Source organism: Cysteiniphilum litorale, from assembly GCF_003428165.1.
GTDB classification, from domain to species: domain Bacteria; phylum Pseudomonadota; class Gammaproteobacteria; order Francisellales; family Francisellaceae; genus Caedibacter; species Caedibacter litoralis.
On record NZ_QLIQ01000002.1, the window covers coordinates 123,516 to 141,952 of the forward strand.

Annotated in this window: 17 protein-coding genes and 1 pseudogene; 14 read left to right on the forward strand and 4 right to left on the reverse strand. The window is 39.8% G+C overall.

Features of this window, described 5'->3' with window-relative positions; genetic code table 11:
• Window positions 1-70 precede the first annotated feature (70 nt).
• Window positions 71-2,623 carry a [protein-PII] uridylyltransferase family protein gene (locus DNJ75_RS02085; protein WP_117001520.1) on the forward strand — a complete coding sequence of 851 codons (2,553 nt, stop codon included), beginning with the start codon at window positions 71-73 and terminating at the stop codon, window positions 2,621-2,623.
• On the opposite strand, the gene DNJ75_RS02090 is transcribed toward DNJ75_RS02085, so the two are convergent.
• The gene (locus DNJ75_RS02090; protein WP_117001521.1) at window positions 2,624-3,409 is read right to left on the reverse strand and encodes an enoyl-ACP reductase FabI; all 786 of its coding nucleotides are present in this window, start codon (window positions 3,407-3,409) and stop codon (window positions 2,624-2,626) included. It abuts the gene before it with no gap.
• A gap of 249 nt (window positions 3,410-3,658) precedes the next feature.
• Between DNJ75_RS02090 and DNJ75_RS02095 the strand changes: the two genes are divergently transcribed.
• Both DNJ75_RS02095 and DNJ75_RS02100 read left to right on the forward strand, forming a co-directional pair.
• Window positions 3,659-4,288: an LOG family protein gene (locus DNJ75_RS02095; protein ID WP_117001538.1), complete on the forward strand. Its 630-nt coding sequence runs from the start codon at window positions 3,659-3,661 to the stop codon at window positions 4,286-4,288.
• 26 nt (window positions 4,289-4,314) lie between these two features.
• The gene (locus DNJ75_RS02100) at window positions 4,315-4,563 is read left to right on the forward strand and encodes a hypothetical protein (protein ID WP_117001522.1); all 249 of its coding nucleotides are present in this window, start codon (window positions 4,315-4,317) and stop codon (window positions 4,561-4,563) included.
• Here the strand turns inward: DNJ75_RS02100 and DNJ75_RS02105 are convergent.
• Window positions 4,560-5,351 (reverse strand): alpha/beta fold hydrolase, encoded by a 792-nt coding sequence (locus DNJ75_RS02105; protein ID WP_117001523.1) that lies wholly within the window; start codon window positions 5,349-5,351, stop codon window positions 4,560-4,562. The genes DNJ75_RS02100 and DNJ75_RS02105 overlap by 4 nt on opposite strands.
• 160 nt (window positions 5,352-5,511) lie before the next feature.
• Here DNJ75_RS02105 and DNJ75_RS02110 point away from each other — a divergent pair.
• The 5 genes and pseudogenes from DNJ75_RS02110 to DNJ75_RS02130 form a co-directional block, all read left to right on the forward strand.
• Window positions 5,512-5,871, forward strand: a pseudogene (locus DNJ75_RS02110) (rhodanese-like domain-containing protein); the annotation flags it as partial.
• Between the two features lie 17 nt (window positions 5,872-5,888).
• Window positions 5,889-6,371: a 2-C-methyl-D-erythritol 2,4-cyclodiphosphate synthase gene (gene ispF, locus DNJ75_RS02115; protein ID WP_188618899.1), complete on the forward strand. Its 483-nt coding sequence runs from the start codon at window positions 5,889-5,891 to the stop codon at window positions 6,369-6,371.
• Window positions 6,372-6,379: 8 nt separating this feature from the next.
• A complete protein-coding gene (locus tag DNJ75_RS02120; protein ID WP_117001526.1) occupies window positions 6,380-6,748 on the forward strand; it encodes a ZapG family protein in 369 nt (122 codons plus the stop codon).
• Window positions 6,745-7,725, forward strand: a complete 981-nt coding sequence (gene truD, locus DNJ75_RS02125; protein ID WP_117001527.1) for a tRNA pseudouridine(13) synthase TruD — start codon at window positions 6,745-6,747, stop codon at window positions 7,723-7,725. Before DNJ75_RS02120 ends, truD begins: the two co-directional genes overlap by 4 nt.
• Window positions 7,726-7,739: 14 nt before the next feature.
• Entirely contained in the window at window positions 7,740-8,936 is a 1,197-nt protein-coding gene (locus DNJ75_RS02130; protein WP_117001528.1) for an NAD(P)-binding protein, read from the forward strand.
• On the opposite strand, the gene DNJ75_RS02135 is transcribed toward DNJ75_RS02130, so the two are convergent.
• The gene (locus tag DNJ75_RS02135) at window positions 8,933-11,020 is read right to left on the reverse strand and encodes a RelA/SpoT family protein (RefSeq protein ID WP_117001529.1); all 2,088 of its coding nucleotides are present in this window, start codon (window positions 11,018-11,020) and stop codon (window positions 8,933-8,935) included. The genes DNJ75_RS02130 and DNJ75_RS02135 overlap by 4 nt on opposite strands.
• 294 nt (window positions 11,021-11,314) lie before the next feature.
• Between DNJ75_RS02135 and csrA the strand changes: the two genes are divergently transcribed.
• The 6 genes from csrA (at window position 11,315) to DNJ75_RS02165 (ending at window position 17,514) form a co-directional block, all read left to right on the forward strand.
• On the forward strand, window positions 11,315-11,500 hold the full coding sequence (gene csrA / locus DNJ75_RS02140; protein ID WP_117001530.1) for a carbon storage regulator CsrA: 186 nt from the start codon (window positions 11,315-11,317) through the stop codon (window positions 11,498-11,500).
• A gap of 222 nt (window positions 11,501-11,722) precedes the next feature.
• Window positions 11,723-12,154 carry a LysM peptidoglycan-binding domain-containing protein gene (locus DNJ75_RS02145; protein WP_157968167.1) on the forward strand — a complete coding sequence of 144 codons (432 nt, stop codon included), beginning with the start codon at window positions 11,723-11,725 and terminating at the stop codon, window positions 12,152-12,154.
• A gap of 41 nt (window positions 12,155-12,195) precedes the next feature.
• Complete coding sequence (locus DNJ75_RS02150; RefSeq protein WP_170137165.1) at window positions 12,196-13,479, forward strand: TolC family protein; 1,284 nt, start codon at window positions 12,196-12,198, stop codon at window positions 13,477-13,479.
• The gene (locus DNJ75_RS02155; RefSeq protein WP_117001533.1) at window positions 13,460-14,353 is read left to right on the forward strand and encodes an efflux RND transporter periplasmic adaptor subunit; all 894 of its coding nucleotides are present in this window, start codon (window positions 13,460-13,462) and stop codon (window positions 14,351-14,353) included. Before DNJ75_RS02150 ends, DNJ75_RS02155 begins: the two co-directional genes overlap by 20 nt.
• Before the next feature lie 4 nt (window positions 14,354-14,357).
• Window positions 14,358-16,388 (forward strand): ABC transporter permease, encoded by a 2,031-nt coding sequence (locus tag DNJ75_RS02160; protein ID WP_117001534.1) that lies wholly within the window; start codon window positions 14,358-14,360, stop codon window positions 16,386-16,388.
• 118 nt (window positions 16,389-16,506) lie between these two features.
• Complete coding sequence (locus tag DNJ75_RS02165; RefSeq protein ID WP_117001535.1) at window positions 16,507-17,514, forward strand: Fic family protein; 1,008 nt, start codon at window positions 16,507-16,509, stop codon at window positions 17,512-17,514.
• A gap of 136 nt (window positions 17,515-17,650) precedes the next feature.
• On the opposite strand, the gene DNJ75_RS02170 is transcribed toward DNJ75_RS02165, so the two are convergent.
• Window positions 17,651-18,256 (reverse strand): short chain dehydrogenase, encoded by a 606-nt coding sequence (locus tag DNJ75_RS02170; protein ID WP_117001536.1) that lies wholly within the window; start codon window positions 18,254-18,256, stop codon window positions 17,651-17,653.
• Window positions 18,257-18,437: the final 181 nt, after the last annotated feature.

Genomic DNA, 18,437 nt, shown 5'->3' on the forward strand with positions numbered 1-18,437 from the left:
TTCATTGCCTAGCAGTTTGCAATGGGTATAAAATCTAAGAATTATCCTTATCTTAGCCGTTATCTACGCCATGATGAAAGAATACTGCCAAAGCATTATGCATGATGTTACTGAGGTTTTTCTTAAGAAAAAACACTCTATCTATAAGACATTGCTCATTTACAGCAAGCGCATCGATAAGCTATTAATAAAATATTTCCCGCAACAAATAGCGCATATTTCCTTGATTGCTATCGGTGGCTATGGTCGTCAGGATCGCGCATTATATTCAGATCTTGATTTATTGTTTTTGGCAGAAAATGATAAGGCTCTAGAAAGTCCCGAACTTGTGACATTTATTCAGGAATTACAAAGCTTGCCAATTAAAGTTGGCTATTCAACTCATACCATCAGAAGTGCCCTGCAGCATGCTAATAATGATATAAATTTACTCACTGCCATTTTGGATGCGCGTCTTATCTGTGGTAATAATACCCTTTTTGATCAATTTAAATCATTGGTTAAAAGCAAACAAAATCTCCCTGTCCATCGTGATTTTATTTATAGCAAATATGCTGAGCAAATTGACCGTGATTGCAACTTCCCAATCAACCAACAACCCGATCTTAAAAATACTGTTGGCAATCTGCGCTACTTGCAAAGTGTTCACTGGCTATTGATTTATCTCCACCCTAATGTCAATTTACATTATCTTGTTGAGCATTACTATATTACTACAGACGAGCTAACGAGTTTAAGTAAGGCGCATCGCTTGCTTTCTGCTATTCGCTTTTATTTGCATATCTTGTATCAACGCGAGCAAAATTCACTACTGATTGACAAACAACTTATGATTGCTGAGTTTTTTGGTTTTAAGCATAAAAAGCCACATAAAAGCATTGAGCTATTTATGCAGCATTACTATAACAGCATTCGTCACGTTAAACTTATTAACCGCATCATCTTCCATGAATTAATGGCATCTCAAGTAATCAGCAATGATATAGCACTTGGTGATGGTTTTAGTATCCATGGCGGCATTTTAAAGCATACACAGAATAATTACCCTACACATATAAACAATATTTTGATACCTTTTAGATACTTTTGCCAACACCAAGAAGTTAAAGCGCTTGATGCTCAAATCGTTCGCAATACACTGCAACTACTTGCAGCATTAGCTAAGAAAAACTTACTTTCTAACCAAATATTACAGCAACAATTTTTAGCGATTTTCACCTATCCATACAATATCAAAGGTGCGCTAAGTATTATGATGGATTTAGGGATTGTTGAAAAAATTATCCCTGAGTTTGCCATTAGCAAAGGACAGATGCAGTTTGATCTATATCATCAATACACTGTTGATCGCCATACAATTGAGGTTATCAGCAACCTACGCAGCATGCGGACAGCTCATTTTGAACAAGACTTCCCATTAGCTTATCAGGTGATGCTTAAACATCCCGCGCAACGACTATTGTATATTGCCGCATTTTTTCATGATATTGGCAAAGGTTCCGGTGTAGATCATAGTAAATTCGGCGCGCGCCTTGTGCAAAAATATGCTGAAATTTGGCGCTTAAAACAAGATGAAATCCATCTTTTGTCATGGTTGGTTAAACATCACTTGGCATTTTCGCGTATGATCAAGAAAGAAGACATCTATGACGGTGTGGTTATCGCGCAATTTGCTGAATTTTGCCAAAGTCAATATTATCTTGATAGCTTATTTCTTTTGACCATTGCCGATATTAAAGGCACCAACCCCGCATTGTGGACACAGTGGCAACAAACGATGTTCGAGCATCTGTATACACGCACTAGCGAGTTATTGAGCAAATCCGTAAAGCTCACGCTTAAAGAACAAGTTGGTGAAACGCAAAAGAAAATTCTGGCACAGCTAGAATGCACTGATCACAGTATAATCATGTCACTATGGCAGAGTCTACCCGCCCGCTACTTTACAGAACAGGCATTAGCTACCTTGATCTGGCAAAATAATATACTTTGTCAACAACTGATCAACAACGACCACAGTCTTTCAATCCACACGCATTTTGATCACAGCTTGAACCAAACGCTATTACTGTTTTTAATGACCGATAAGGAAATTAGATTATCATCGCTATGTTATCTACTATATAAAGCCAGCATCAACATCACCGAAGCAAGCTTTTTCAAACTTCCAGATAATCAAATGCTTTATCAATTTAGCATTACTAATTTAAGTTATCAGCCACTGCAAAACGAGCATGAGCTGCTATGGCTAGAGCAGCATTTAAAAACGCAATTGACACCTCATAGAATAGATTATGCCCCTACTAAATTAAATGCCTTGGTAACGGATAAATCAACCATAAAGCGTCTAAAGAAGAATGTGCAAATTTTGAGTCCTCGACATAAAAACTACAGCAAGGTCATTGTTAAATACCCTGATCGACCGGGTCTTCTTGCTGCGCTTTGCTATTTTTTTGAAATGCACAACCTTAATATTACGCGCGCGCGAATTCACACCTCTGGATTCTCAATCGAGGATAGTTTTTATATTACAGATAACAATGATCAACCGATCATCAAACAAAGTAAGCGCCAATTACTGGCGCATAAGTTTTTGAAATATCTAAAATCGTTAGATGAGTAATTACTCCATTCCGCCCATGCTCACACAATGATACCCCGCATCGACGTAGACCACTTCACCCGTAATGCCGCTAGCAAGATCAGATGCTAAGAATGCGACGGTATTACCAACTTCAATAATATCAACATTACGCTTAAGCGGCGCTACTTGCGCATTGTAATCAAGCATTTTTCTGAAGCTCTTAATGCCCGATGCCGCCAATGTGCGAATTGGGCCCGCTGACACAGCATTAGCACGAATGCCTTCAGCACCCAAAGACAATGCCGTATAACGCACGGTTGCCTCAAGCGATGCTTTAGCAATTCCCATTGTGTTATAACTTGGCATCGCGCGCTCAGCACCAAGATAAGTTAGCGTCACTAAAGAGCCATTACGATTTTGCATCATGCTACGTCCTGCCTTTGCTAATGCCGCAAAGCTGTAAGCACTAATATCATGCGCCACTTTGAAGCCTTCACGATTAACCGCTGAAATAAAATCACCCTCAAGCTGATCAGCCGGAGCATAAGCTACTGAGTGAATAATACTATCTAAGCCATCCCACTTTTTACCAAGCTCAACAAACACATTATCGATCTGCTCATCATTGGTAACATCACACTCTATAAGTGCAGCAGGATTATAGTGTGCAGTCAGCTTCTCAATACGCTCTTTAAAACGCTCATTTTGATAAGTAAATGCAAGCTCAGCACCTTCGCGATGCATTGCTTCAGCAACACCGTAGGCAATCGACTTATTACTTAAAAGACCGACGATTAAAACTTTTTTACCTGTTAAAAAACCCATCATGTTTCCTTTTGTTTTAATGATATGCTCAATTGCGGCTTATTATGCAATAATTTCTTAAATTACGCAGCACCTAACATAGCATACTTATGCGTTTGTGTTACCATATTGCGCTATCATCATGGAATACGATAATAAAAAATGAATAAAACAAGAAAAACCGTTCACCCACGCTCGCATACCGATGCAACGACTTATGGCAATGTCCACTTTGACCAATCACGTGCTACTTGGAATATTTTCAAAGTCATGTCAGAACTTGTCGAAGGTTATGAACGCCTGGATGATATTCAACCCGCGGTGAGTATCTTTGGCTCAGCCCGCCTGCCAAGCACCTCGCCACACTTTAAAGATGCCGAGGAAATTGCGCGCAGATTATCCAATGAAGGCTTTAGCATCATTACTGGTGGCGGTCATGGCATTATGGCAGCAGGCAATATTGGCGCATCAAAAGGCGATGGCTTAAGTATTGGTTTAAATATTCACTTACCTTTTGAACAAGTGCCAAACCAACATCAAGATATCTCTTTACACTATCGTTATTTTTTCACACGTAAAGCGATGTTTGTTAAACACTCAATGGCATATATCGGCATGCCTGGCGGCTTTGGCACATTGGACGAGCTTTTTGATATTGCCACTTTAGTGCAAACTAAGAAAAAGCGTCATATGCCTATCATTCTATTTAACACCAGTTTCTGGGGTGGATTGGTTGAGTGGATTAAGACAAAGCTTGTTGCTGAGGGTGTTATTAGCGAGGGCGACACTGAGCTTTTGATCATGACTGACTCAATTGACGAAGTTGTTGAGATTATCAGCGAACATCACCAGCATAACCAACGCAAAGATATTGACAAAAAACCTGAGTTTATTTTTTAAAATTCAAATAGCATGAGGGAATCACCATGGATTATTTCCACCAAGCCGTGATCAATCTGTATCAAAACATTTATTACGTTATCAGTGCATTCACTGTGATCGTGCATCTTGTTTGCACGTTAGCAGTCATTCGTGATTTAAATAATTTCACCAAGCATAATGTCACCCCACAAATGATGCCTAACTTTGCTTGGGTTGTTACCGTTCTTATTACTGGTGTTTGGGGCTTATTTATTTACTGGATTATGCATCACTCAAGCCTTTCACGACGCTAATGACAATATTTCAAAATCAATTCCGCCAGCTCATCTGCCTTCTCTCTTGGCAACATATGTCCTGCACCATGTATCATTTCAAGTTTTGCATTAGGTAATAGATCACAAATTTCACGTGATAATGACATTGGTGTCAGAATATCCTCATCACTGACAACGACTACAACAGGATGTGTAATAAGGGCAAGATCCTTTGTCATATCAAAGCTTTCAACCGCACTAATCTGTGCATGTAATGCTAGCTTAGACTGCGGCACTGCTTGGTGTGTAAGATAATGAATCTCTTCATCAAGATACCCCTTGTTTTTTAGTAAACTTTCAGAGTAAATCCATGGTAAGACAATTTTTTCAATTAATGATAAAGGTGCGCCCAATGCAATCACTTCCTCAACTGATTCAACATGCATGCGCGCAATGATTGGCAAACGCGCCAATGAACAAATGAGCATTGCCATATTAATAGCCTCTGGCGCTATTTTTAACATCATTTGTAAAATAGCACCACCCATAGAGTGCCCCACGATATGCGCTTTCGTAATACCCAAATACTTAAGTAACGACAATGTATCTGCTGCCATATTCTCAATACTAAAGTGCTTAATAGTTTGCGTGGATCGTCCCACCCCTCGATTATCAAACACTGTTACTCGGTAGTGTTGCGATAATCTCGGCACCATTTTCTGCCAAAAGCTTACATCCGCCGACAGCCCCGCGATCAACACCAAATCAGGTCCTTTGCCATGCTGCTCAAAATAGATAGTTACATCATTTTGTTGAAAAACTGCCATCACTTATCCTTAAGCCAATCCTGTAACACCATTAACTCCGACTGTAGCAGAGAAGATTCAAAGTTCAAGTTCCAAAAAAATCAAAGGCTAAAAACACTAACTCACAGATGAAGACTACGTGTACAATCATCAACTGTTAGAAACATGCAAAGGACGTAAGATGCAACACAATACTGAATTTCTCAAACTGGTCAACGATGCCAAAACACGCATCAAAGAGTGTGATGTTTTTCACATTAAACATATGCTTGACAATAACACATTAGATGGTCTTCTTATCGATGTCCGTGAAGAGTCTGAATTTGCGCATTCGCATTTACCGGGCGCTAATCATTTAAGCCGCGGCATTATTGAAGTTAAAATTGAACAGCTCATTCCTAACAAAAACCAAAAGATGTACTTATATTGCGGTGGTGGTTTTCGCTCAGCATTAAGTGCTGACAACCTACAAAAAATGGGTTATGACAATGTCATATCAGTGGATGGTGGTTTTCGTGCATGGGTTGGCAATAGCTTCCCATTAAGTGTTGAGGATTAATAATGTTTCGTATTGGTCACGGCTATGATGTGCATCGCATTAGTAGCGAAGATAAGCCATTAATGCTTGGAGGAATTAAGGTTGATGCACCTTTTTCGCTTCAAGCGCACTCCGATGGTGATGTCATTTTACATGCCATTACCGACGCAATCCTTGGTGCTGGTGCTTTAGGTGATATTGGTCAGCATTTCCCTGATACTGACCCCAAACATAAAAATCAAGCAAGTAAAGATTTTTTAGTGCATGCGCAACACGGCATCAAAGCACAGGGTTATGACATTGCCAATATTGATGTCACTGTTGTTGCTCAAGTGCCAAAGCTTGCCCCTTATATTCTTGAAATGCGTCAATGTATTGCAACGCTGTTGCAGCTTACATTAAATCAAGTTAACATCAAGGCAACTACGACTGAAAAACTTGGGTTTACCGGCAGAAAAGAAGGTATCGCCTGCCATGCGGTTACCCTTATTTATCAACAATAGGAGCAAATATGCTTATTTCGTTAATTTTAGGTGTTATCGCCGCTTTTATCATCGGACTCGTGATTGGCTTAAGTGTGCGTAAAAGTAGCAAAAATCTAAGCACTGAGTTAGATGAAACCAAAAAACTACTGACCCATTACCAGAACACCATCAATGAACATGTGCACAAAACACATGAGATTATGGAAAACATTTACCAACAATTTTCTGAGCTGCAAAAGCATTCGCAAGAATACAGTGTTAAGCTTAATCTTGATCCATCAAGACAGTCTTTATTGCAGCCTAAAGCCTATCGCGATAAAGAAAAAACCCATCAGTTAAACAATGAGCCACAATACCCTAAGGACTACGCTTCTGAGGGCGAAGAAAAACAATGAGTCAATTGATTGGCGCCCTCAAAACCTATCACGAAGACTTTTTGGTTGAAGAAATCTTTGATTTTGATTTAACTGGTGAAGGTGAGCATATTTGGCTTTTTATCGAGAAAAATGGTTTAAATACCAAAGACATTATTCGTGCACTATCTCAATATACCGACCTTAAGCAGCGCGATATTGGCTACAGTGGTTTGAAAGATAAACACGCGATTACTCGCCAGTGGTTCTCGCTATATTATCCAGGTAAAGCTGATATCGATTTTAGTGAGTTTGATGTGGAAAATTGCAACATTCTACGCATTAGTCGCCACAATAAAAAGCTTAAAATTGGCAGCCACAAAGCCAATCGCTTTACCCTTGTGTTGCGTGATTTAACATCACCTTTTGCAGAAATAGAGCCCAAGATAAAACATATTATGCAAAATGGCTTTATTAATTTTTTTGGTGAGCAACGTTTTGGTCACGATAATCTACAGCAAGCGCATGATGTTATCGACGGCAAAATTAAGCTTAACCCAAAAGATCATGGCTTTTTATTATCGGTTATGCGCAGCTTTTTATTTAATGCTTATGTTCAATTTCGCCAACAAAACCACACAGATCAAATAGCGCTAATCGGTGATATTGTCGGCTTTAGTGATGGCAATAGCGTCTTTCAAGTCACTGCGGAGAATCAAGGCGAAATTCAACAGCGTATTGACTCCAAAGAGTTAAGCATTGCCGCACCATTGATTGGTAAACAGCAAAAGTTATTCTTTAATGCTGAGGCATTGCGCCAATATGAGCAGTTTACGCAAACTCATGGCAAATTTATTGAGTATTTAACAGCGCATAGTGAGATGCAATTTCGCAGCATCTATGCATATCCTGATGATCTTGAGTATGATTATAACGAATCAGAAAACACCTTAACACTGAGCTTTAGCCTAGGTACAGGCGCATACGCAACCTCATTAGTTCAAGCATTATCCGCATAAAAGGAATATTAACCATGGCAGAACACTATCCCATTGCCATCATTGGCGGCGGTATCTCAGGGGTAAGCTTTGCACACTTTGCAGCGCTTAAAGGTTATAAAAGTATCATCCTTGAGCAAAATGACAAGCTTGGTGGCTGCATTGAAACCTATCACAGCCCCAAAACACGTGATTTCTGGCTTGAGCTAGGTGCACACACCATTTATAACTCATATCAACACTTGATTGGCTTTTGCCATGATCACGAACTATTAGATCAATTGCAAAAGCGTAAAAAATATCCCTTTAAACTGCTGACACCACAAAATCAAATTGCAAGTGTTATAAGCAAGCTTAATCCTATTCGTGCAGGGCTCGGATTACCATTATTTAAATTAACTAATGCAGGTAATCGTAGCGTTATGCAATATTTCAGTTTTGTCTTTGGATCACACAATTACCAAAAAACACTGCGCTATTGCTTTGATGCCGTACTTTGTCAGGATAGTCAAAACTTCCCAGCTGATTTCCTTTTTAAAACGCGTACCAAAGATAAAAGCTTACCACGCAGTTTTACCTTTAAGGATGGTATGTCAAGCCTATTTACACACACAGACAACCCAAATACAAAGATCAATCTCAACACTCAAGTGATGAGCGTTGAGCAGCAAAGCAAACAGTGGCATATCACCACAGATAATGGTGCATTCACGGCAGATAAGTTGGTTTTGGCAACACCGTGGCATATTTGCTATCGATTGCTTGCACAAATCAATCATCCACTTGTGCATATTAAGCAACAACCAACTGTTTCAAAACTTATAACAGCAGCATTAATCTTTGATAAAGACAAGATCAAACATATTAAGCCAATCAATGGCTTAATTGGTGTGAATCAAGATTTCTTTTCGATGGTAACACGCGACACAATAGTCCATGAGAAATATCGCGGCATGACAGTGCATTTTAAAAACACAAACGTCCCTTACCAACAATTAGTTGATGGGTTTTTATCGAAACTTAACATTGCTAAAGATGCCTTGATTGATCTAAAACATAAAAACAATAGCGTGCCATGTTATCAATCACAGCACCAACAGTTTATTAACGGGATTAATAGTGAGCTAAGCAAAGATATCAGTTTAGCATTAACGGGTAACTACTTTACGCGCTTAGCCGTTGAGGACTGCGTTAAACGCTCTTTTGAAGAGGCAAAGAGAATTCTTAATTAAACACGCTCTATTTTAAGACATATTTTTAAGTGCTTTAACCCACGGATAACGCGTGCCAAATGCACACGGTCTTTGACTTCAATCATCGTCTGCACAATACCATATTGCGCATCAGACTCCAGAATATTAAAACTTAAAATTTGTGCATCATGGCGCGAGATATTGGCAGTAACTTTGGCAATCGCACCTTGTACATTTTGCAAACTCACACGCAACTTCACCGGATAATAACCTGTGCAGTCTTTTGCCCATTGTGTCTCAATAATTTCATGTGTTTTTTTAAGTTTTAATAACTCATTACATTTAAGGCGATGAATCATTAATCCTTTATCAGAGATCAATACACCAATAATTGGATCATCAGGAATTGGCGTACAACAGCCTGCTAATTGGCGCAGATAACTATCATCAATCAGCAATTTGCGTTGTGAGTCATAACCATCACTTTCAAGCTGCTGTTTTTGCTCAACAAAACGCACAAACGTATTTGCTGAGAAATGTGCTTGCCCAATGGCTGCATGTAACTCGGCAATACCTGGGAAATTAAACTCAACTAACGCTTCTTGTAACAATTCCGCTGAAATAGTCGAAAAATCCATATGGTTTTTAAGTAGTGCTTGTGTCAAAATCTGCTGCCCAATATGCACAAATTCTTCATGCTCATGCCGTTTTAAAGCATGCTTTATCGCGTGTTTTGCTCGCGCGGTTTTAATAAACTCAAGCCACGCAGGATTTGGATGGGCATTAGGTGAGGTAATGATCTCAACGGTGTCACCATGGGTTAATACATAACTTAGTGGCGTGATTCTGCGATTGACCTTAGCCGCAATGCAGTGATTACCGATATCGGTATGAATGTGATAAGCAAAGTCAACGCAGGTCGCACTTTTGGGTAGTTCAATAATCTCACCATTTGGCGTGAATACATAAACCTCATCAGGGAATAAATCAAGCTTAACACTTTCCACAAAATCCGTTGATTTGGTGACGTGTTGTTGCAAATCAGAAAGTTTCTCTAGCCACTTTTGGGCATTATCATGGCTTAATGATTTCGCCTTATAAATCCAATGTGCGGCAACCCCTTTCTCTGCGGTATCATCCATCATTTTGGTTTTTATCTGCACTTCAATTGGCACACCATAAGGACCAAAAACGGTGGTGTGTAGCGATTGATAGCCATTGGCCTTTGGGGTGGCAATATAGTCTTTAAAGCGTCCAGGAATTGGGCGAAAGATCTCATGAATTGCACCTAAGATCATATAACACTCACGTCGCGTTGATGCAATCACTTTGTAAGCATAGATATCCATGATTTCAGAGAATGACATCTCTTTATCACGCATCTTGCGATAAATACTATACAAACGTTTCTTGCGTCCAGAAACAAGCTGCTCACTTTCTAACAGCTCAGCTAAATGATGCTGTAATCTCTCCATAATCTTACGAAACAAGCGATCACGATGCTTTTGCGCGTGTAATACTTTTGTTTTAAGCGTCTTATAGCGATAAGGATACATTGCCTCAAAGGCTAGCTCTTCAAATGAATTTTTAATGTGATGCATTCCCAATCTATGCGCAATCGGGGCATAAATCTCCAAAGTCTCTAATGCAATTCGTCGACGCTTATCCGGGCGAAGTGGCGCAAGGGTAGTCATATTATGCAACCGATCAGCAAGTTTGATCAAAATAACACGAATATCCTGCACCATTGCCAAAACCATTTTACGGAAATTCTCGGCTTGCAGTTCTGCCTTTGAATGAGTTTCTATCTTACTTAACTTGGTAACACCTTCAACCAATTGTGCTGTTTTCTCACCATAGCGTTTGGCAATAATCTCTGATGAAACGTCAGTATCTTCAATCGTGTCATGCAACAGGGCGGCAATCACCGTTTCACAATCAAGGCGCATGCCTGCCAATACGCAAGCAACTGCTACCGGATGGGTAAAATAAGGCTCGCCAGAGCTTCTAACCTGCAGCTCATGCGCATCAGCACCAAATAAAAAAGCATCTGCTACTAGCGCACGCTGCTCATCATTTAGGTAACTGTGAATAATTTTATTTAACTTATAAAATAAAAACATCTAGCATAAGTGCTTCTTAATAATTTTTTCAGTATAACGATAAATTACCCAAAGCCCTACTGCTGCTGTGGCAAAACTAATCAATTTCAATTTAAATGCATAAAATTCTGGTAAAACTTATTTATTTGTTTAGAATTACCCAGTTTTTAGATGCATATAAATATTTTAAGTCTATACTTTTTGCAAGGACTAAAAGCATTTTAAGCTTGGGGTTGTGCATTTGCTTTGCAAAGGGTTGGTATAGGTTTAATCAGCTTTGGAAGATAAAGCTATATAATAAGGAGTAACTTTAACATGTTAATTTTAACAAGAAAAATTGGCGAGACTGTCATGATTGGGGACGAAGTAACAGTCACTGTTTTAGGCGTCAAAGGAAATCAAGTTCGTCTAGGCATAAACGCACCTAAAGAGGTGTCAGTACATCGTGAAGAGATCTTTGTGCGCATCAAAGGTGAGCACTCATTAGGCGATATGGAATAACATGCCACCATACGCACAACGCATATTTGGTAAATAAGCTGTTATCAAGAGCGATTTATGTCATTTGCTTAAGATAGCAATCTGACTCATTCTATTATCCCCGCCCTTATAATGGTTCACAAACAATATACATCTGTACTCCACAATTCAGCCGTAAATCTTTTGCAGCACTTATGCTTTATAGCTACACTGATGAAGTACCATCAAAAGAAGGAGCGAGTTATGCAAAAGAAACTTTATATTGTTGCTGCAAGTGTATTACTGTTAGCCGGTTGCGCGCAATTTGCGAGTCAAAACAAAGAACCCGTTGTTATCGCATCAACACCGGCAGGACCTGTTATTAAAGATAAAGCCGCTGTAGCCGCAAACGATACAGCACCAGCTAACAAGGTATCCACCGCGGATGACACAGCCAAAGTCATTGAAGCAGTCGGCGCACCTGAAACAAAAGCTCAAGAAATTTCAGCAGTTGCTAACGTTGTAGATAATGATAAGCCCGTCACTTATAAAGTCGAGATTGGCGATAGCTTATATAGTATTGCACGCAAGAATAATATCAGTATGGCCTGTCTTTCTAAAGCCAATAAAATAACAGATCCTAACCGCTTAGCAGCAGGACAAACCCTCATCATTCCAAAGCCTGCTGACTGCTAAAAACTCCCATGAACCAATATCTAAAATATCTTAGCCTATGCATGTTAAGCACGACGGCTTCTTTTGGGTTTTGCAAAAGCTTCAGTTTACAGCAGGCAGTGCAATATGCAATCGAGCATGCTCCGAGTTTAAAATCACAACAATCACAACTCAACATTGGCACCTTGCAAAAAGACAATGCTTTTGCTGCCTTCTTGCCAAAGCTTGATTTAGTTAGCACATCAACAGCAAGTGATACGACATACAACGCAGTCAATAGCACAGGGTTTAACACCGGCAATACCTTTGGCTTGCAGTTATCGGAAGATTTTAGTCAAAACGGTATTAAGATCACCAACTATTACCAAGCCAAGATCCAAACTGCGATTGATCAACTTAACTATCGCTATGCTAAGGATCAGCTAATCCAAAAGGTAGCTAATAACTTCGTCCAATACTCACTCAATGTACACAACCTTAAATTGCAAGAAACACTTTATCAGCAATATCAAACGCAGTATTTAAGTGCCAACACCCTATATAAGCAAGGGCTTAAATCACGCTCGGATGAGCTAAACTTAAAAACGCAATTATTAAGTACCGAGATTGCGTTGAAGCAACAAAAACAAAGCCTCAAAGTTGCCAAGCAGGAACTACTTAAAAGCATGGGAGTTAGTGCTTTTAGCCCTCAGGATTTCAGCTTTAATGTATTGGCATTACAAGATCTCAAAGATATCCCTAAAGCATTAACACTCTTCTCTGAACAATATCTCTATCAATACCAGTTATGGCAATTACAACAGCAAAAAGATGATTGGAGTATCAACCAGGCAAAACGTAATTATTGGCCAAACGCCTCCTTCTCCATCAATGGCGGTTATCAAAATCCTTATGCGCAAAATGGTTTTTTTGGTGGCATTAGTGCGCGCAAAGAATTTAGCTGGAATGCGACCTTAACATTGAGTTTCAACCTATTTGATGGCGGCACGTTGGATCGCAATATTGTCATTGCTGAAGAAACAAAGCTTAAAAATCAATATGATAATCAAGGCAACATACTCGATGTGCAAAAAACGCTCGCCGATTTGCTCAATGATTTCAAAAACCAATATGACACGCTACCAACAGCGATTGAACTGCAGAAATACGCCAAAGAAAGTTACACATCGGTGAAGCGTAATTTTCAAGCTGGAAGTCAGTCTTATCTTGATTTAATCAATGCATTAAGTAGCTTACAAACGGCTGAGCAAACGATGCTTAATCTCTATGCGAATTTATTAAAAGACACCTATCAATATCATTTCTATAAAGGAGACATTGAGCGTTATGTTTTCAAGAATCATTAAATGGCTAATCACCATTATTGTCCTAATTGCGCTTGGCTATGGGCTTTATTATTACTTCGCTGTTAAAACCAGTCAGCCATTAGCGACGGCAGATACGCCCTATACAGTAAGCAAAAAAACACTCGTTAATAAAATATCAGCTTCAGGAGTGATTAGTGCCAATAAAGAAACCGTAGTCGCAGCCCCTTATGCTGGTTATATCCAAAAAATCTATGTTAACCTAGGGCAGCACGTCGTGCAAGGTGATCCTCTTGTAAGTATCGTAAGCTCTCTACAATCGCCGGAGAAAGTCTACCCAATTAGAGCACCCTATGCAGGCACAGTGGTTTATATCAAAAAATCTGAAGGTGAGTATGTTACCCAAGGTTCAGGTAGCACTCAGAATAGTGACTTTATTCTCAAAGTCGATGATTTATCAAAACTTTATGTCACCGCAGACATTGCCGAATCAAACATATTGCAAATGAAAAAAGGCTTAAAAGTCATGATCAAGGCCTCAGCTAACAACAATACCAGCTTTGATGGTGTTATCACTAGCGTTGCTCTGGCGCCCTCACCAAATAATTCGGGGACATCATTTAATTCGACACAACAGACCACTTATCCGATAAGGGTGCTTATTACAACAAAGAATGCTGATCTTTTACCAGGAATGAATGTTGTTTGTGATATTTACATTGATGAAAAACAAGATGTCATCGCTCTTCCTAAACAATATATTCGCATTCAAGATGGGCATAACTATGTCAAATTGAGCAACGGAAAAATGCAAGAAGTCAGCTTAGGCATACAAACCACCCAAGATGTTGAAATCACCAAAGGCTTAACGGTCGGTGATCAAGTTGAGCCGATTGATTACTTCAGCGGAGTATAGCCATATGAGTTTGGCATATGAGGTAAACAGTCTTAGCTTTAGCTACCATGGCGCAATGAAATCAACGCCTGTGCTACATGATATTAATCTCAACATCACACAAGGTGAGTTTGTTGCCATTGTCGGGGCGTCAGGATCAGGTAAGTCAACACTACTGCATTTATTAGGTGCAATGCTGACACTTGAATCAGGCAATATCAAAATCAATAGTGAGTCACTTGCGCATGCTGATAGTCGTAAGTTAGCACAGATACGTGCTAAACATATTGGTTTTGTGTTTCAGCAATTTCATCTATTACCCAAACTTAGTGTATTGGATAACATCCTGTTACCGATGAATTATCCGATCAATATTCAACATGATTGCAAAGCATTAAAACAAAAGGCGCATGACATTGCCAAAGAAGTCGGCATTGCCCACCGTTTAGATCATTACCCCAAAGAGTTATCAGGCGGTGAGCAACAACGTGTCGCAATTGCCCGAGCATTGATGCGTGATGCCGACATTATCCTTGCTGATGAACCAACGGGTAATTTGGATAGTCACAATACCCAGAACATTATGGCGCTATTAACCAAGCTCAATCAATGCGGCAAAACAATTATTTTAGTAACACATGATAAGGAAATTGCAGAATTTGCGCCGCGCACCATCGAGATTAAAGATGGTAAAGTGCTTGCAGATATTAAAAAGGACAACCAAGCAAATTCCTCCGAAAAGAACGACTTAGCAACAAATCAAGCCAATAGACAAAAGCCAAGCTCAAGCAGCAGCTACACACATGCCTTAACACGAATTTTTGCTTTAGCCTTGCGCACCTTGATGATCAAAAAAGGTCAAACACTATTGACTGCTTTGGGCGTAATTATCGGTGTTGCTTCCATTATTGTGATGATGACGCTTGGACAATATGCTAAGGATAAAATTCTAGCGTCTTATGATAAGTTGGGAGCAAAAACGGTATTATTCTATGCCTATAAAAACTGGATGCAATCAGCATCAGATCATAGCAATTCCGCATTTGAGCAACTTTCGGTTAAAGATGATCTCATACCGATAAAGCGGATTTTCCCACAGATTACCATGCTATCGCCTTCGATTAGCAGCTATGCCAATAGTGTGATTTTTAATAGTAACAAAGTGCATCAAAATCAAATCTCAATTCAAGGTGTCAATGAATATTTCTTACCCATTGTAAATACATACTTAGCGCAAGGACGAAACTTCTCAGCACTCGATATTCAAAATGCCGACAACGTCTGCATTATTGGTAATGATATTAATCGAGAGCTTTTTCCAACACAAAGCGCGATTGGCAATGTCATTAAAATCGGTGATTATGGTGGTAGTTATACCTGTTTTGTGATCGGTGTACTGAAGAAAAAATCTAGCTCAAGCAGTGATGCCTGGAATAATATCAACACTCAGGTTCTCTTGCCTTTCACCTATTTACAAAAAGTCAATTGGAGCTTTTTAGCACAATTTTATTTTAGTGTTAATGATGTAAACGCTGTCATTCCAGTCAGTGATGCGCTTAAAAATTACTTCACCAGTAAATATGGCAATAGCGGCACCTTTATGGTGTCACCGGATATTGATCTCTTGCACAATATTCAGACTTTCTTAAATATCTTCACGCTAATGCTCGCCGTGATCTCGATCGTATCACTAGTGGTTGCAGGTATTGGTATTACCAATATGATGCTAGCATCAATTTCTGAAAACCTATATGAAATTGGCTTATTAAAAGCCATTGGCGCGGGAGATCGCACAATTTTTTGGAGCTATTTAATTGAAGCCATTTTACTGTGCTTAAGTGCTGGCATTATCGGCTTTATTTTTGGCGTTGGCAGCTATGAGTTGATCTTATATATCGCCTCAAAATTCGTACAAGAGATCCAGTTTATCTGGTTCATCTCACCCTTTGCGGTATTACTGGCGTTTATCTCCGTCGTCAGCTTAGGGATATTAAGCGGCTTGCTTCCGGCGCGTAAAGCCGCAGCTTTAGATGTCGTGAAGTGTTTAAACCATTAAAACCCGACACTTTTACATTGAAGTAATGGAAATCTAAATGCAGGCGCTTATTAAGTTGTTATAATGCCGCCATATACTACATTAGCAAGATAATCCAATAGAAAGTAAGGATGCAACAATGAGCTACAAACCACCCTTTACGATTACTACCGAAATCCTCAATCTGGTGGTTGAAATCAGTCAGGCTGTCGGTCGCTTAAGCGCTGAGTTTGAGCAGGAGAAGTTGCTGCGTCTGCGCAAGGTGAATCGTATGCGCACGGTACAGGGGTCATTGGCCATTGAGGGCAATACACTGTCACAAGAGCAAATCACTGCCATTCTTGACGGTAAACGTGTGATTGCCCCGCCCAAAGAGGTACTGGAAGCTCAAAATGCCATTGCCACGTATGAACTTATCGACACTTGGCAGCCTGCTAATAATAACGATTTATTGACTGCCCACAGACTTTTAATGAATGGGTTGATCGAAGAAGCAGGCAGATACCGCAGTCAGGGTGTTGGTGTTATGTCGGGTGATCAAGTGGTACATATGGCGCCACAGGCAGATCGTGTGCCAAAGCTGATGCACGAGCTATTGGACTGGCTAAGCACTACTGATTTGCATCCTTTAATTGCCAGCTGCATTTTTCATTACGAATTTGAGTTTATTCATCCGTTCTCTGATGGTAATGGTCGCATGGGACGCTTGTGGCAAACACTGATTCTATCACAGTGGCAGCCTGTCTTTATCAATATTCCCGTCGAAAGTCTGGTGCATCAGCATCAGCAGGCGTATTACCTTGCCATCCGCAGTAGTACCGCCAAAACCGATTGCTCGCCTTTTATCGAATTTATGTTGCAAATGATACTGGATGCCATTGAGGAAAGCACATCATTACCCATCAAAAATGAGGGTTTAAATGAAGGGTTAAACAAAGGTTTAAGTGAGGGTTTAAAACTATCAATACTTGATCAAAGCATCCTCGAATTAATGAAAACAGACCCGACTATCACCAATGCGCTACTGGCTGAGCAAACCGGCAAGGCACTTAGTACCATTGAACGCAGAATTAAAAAATTGAAAGAGCACAACTTACTAAAACGGGTTGGCGCTAAGAAAACCGGTCACTGGGAGGTTTGCCTCTGACTATAATACCCTCCACATTTTGGACCGCAGTTAGAGGCACAAAAAGAGTCTCAAAAAATGTTGAACTGTGTGCCCAATTGGCGGGGTATACCGCTCGTAAATCATTTTGCGGTGTTCGATGTCAAAGAAGCTTTTATTAAAACCCGACTTTAAAAACCTTGCCAGTTTCAATACCGGCAACGGACCTTAGATATGCTTGTGCTGCCTCATGGGCTGATACCGATTTAAAACCAGGGAAAAATGGTGCATAAGATGCAAGAGCTTCAGTAATAACCGTTGGACTTACCGCATTGATGCGCACTTGTTGGCGCAGCTCTAAGCTTGCGGCTTTGATATAGCCTTCAAGTGCGGCATTGACCATTGCTGCCGAGGCACCAAGGGCGATAGGTTCGCAATTTAAAATACCTGTGGTTAATGTAAATGAGCCATTATCGTTAATATATTTTAATCCCTCTTGCACGAGATTGACCTGTCCCATCAGCTTGTTGTGAAGCCCAAGCATAAAATCAGCTTCCGTCATTTCAGTTAACGCTTTAAAAGTTACTTTACCCGTGGTCGATACCAAGGCATCAAATGAACCAATCTTGGCATACATGGCTTTGATCGAGTTAAGATCAGCAATATCCACTTCAATATCACCTGAACGTGATACTTTCACAACCTCATAGCCATGGTTTTGCAATGTAGTACAAATACCTTGCCCAATCGTACCCGTCGCACCAACAACAATCACTTTTTTCATAACTACACCCTTCTTAAATTACACAATTAGATTATAACAACTTTATCATCTATCCCCAAGTTGGTAAATTTTTGATTACAAAGCATTCAAATCAAACTTTTTTTGCAATTTCATGCCCCTCAAACCCTTATTCCTACGTTCATTTTATGTCAAAATCATTTTTGTAGTGCCATAATATATA

What these genes read in the sequence shown, in the direction of transcription:
- DNJ75_RS02100 (WP_117001522.1), top strand. Translation starts at nt 4,315, where the DNA reads ATGGATTATTTCCACCAAGCCGTGATCAATCTGTATCAAAACATTTAT.
- DNJ75_RS02130 (WP_117001528.1), top strand. Translation starts at nt 7,740, where the DNA reads ATGGCAGAACACTATCCCATTGCCATCATTGGCGGCGGTATCTCAGGG.
- DNJ75_RS02165 (WP_117001535.1), top strand. Translation starts at nt 16,507, where the DNA reads ATGAGCTACAAACCACCCTTTACGATTACTACCGAAATCCTCAATCTG.
- DNJ75_RS02150 (WP_170137165.1), top strand. Translation starts at nt 12,196, where the DNA reads ATGTTAAGCACGACGGCTTCTTTTGGGTTTTGCAAAAGCTTCAGTTTA.
- DNJ75_RS02120 (WP_117001526.1), top strand. Translation starts at nt 6,380, where the DNA reads ATGCTTATTTCGTTAATTTTAGGTGTTATCGCCGCTTTTATCATCGGA.
- DNJ75_RS02085 (WP_117001520.1), top strand. Translation starts at nt 71, where the DNA reads ATGATGAAAGAATACTGCCAAAGCATTATGCATGATGTTACTGAGGTT.
- truD (WP_117001527.1), top strand. Translation starts at nt 6,745, where the DNA reads ATGAGTCAATTGATTGGCGCCCTCAAAACCTATCACGAAGACTTTTTG.
- DNJ75_RS02105 (WP_117001523.1), bottom strand. Translation starts at nt 5,351, where the DNA reads ATGGCAGTTTTTCAACAAAATGATGTAACTATCTATTTTGAGCAGCAT.
- DNJ75_RS02170 (WP_117001536.1), bottom strand. Translation starts at nt 18,256, where the DNA reads ATGAAAAAAGTGATTGTTGTTGGTGCGACGGGTACGATTGGGCAAGGT.
- DNJ75_RS02090 (WP_117001521.1), bottom strand. Translation starts at nt 3,409, where the DNA reads ATGGGTTTTTTAACAGGTAAAAAAGTTTTAATCGTCGGTCTTTTAAGT.
- DNJ75_RS02145 (WP_157968167.1), top strand. Translation starts at nt 11,723, where the DNA reads ATGCAAAAGAAACTTTATATTGTTGCTGCAAGTGTATTACTGTTAGCC.
- DNJ75_RS02160 (WP_117001534.1), top strand. Translation starts at nt 14,358, where the DNA reads ATGAGTTTGGCATATGAGGTAAACAGTCTTAGCTTTAGCTACCATGGC.
- csrA (WP_117001530.1), top strand. Translation starts at nt 11,315, where the DNA reads ATGTTAATTTTAACAAGAAAAATTGGCGAGACTGTCATGATTGGGGAC.
- DNJ75_RS02135 (WP_117001529.1), bottom strand. Translation starts at nt 11,020, where the DNA reads ATGTTTTTATTTTATAAGTTAAATAAAATTATTCACAGTTACCTAAAT.
- DNJ75_RS02155 (WP_117001533.1), top strand. Translation starts at nt 13,460, where the DNA reads ATGTTTTCAAGAATCATTAAATGGCTAATCACCATTATTGTCCTAATT.
- DNJ75_RS02095 (WP_117001538.1), top strand. Translation starts at nt 3,659, where the DNA reads ATGTCAGAACTTGTCGAAGGTTATGAACGCCTGGATGATATTCAACCC.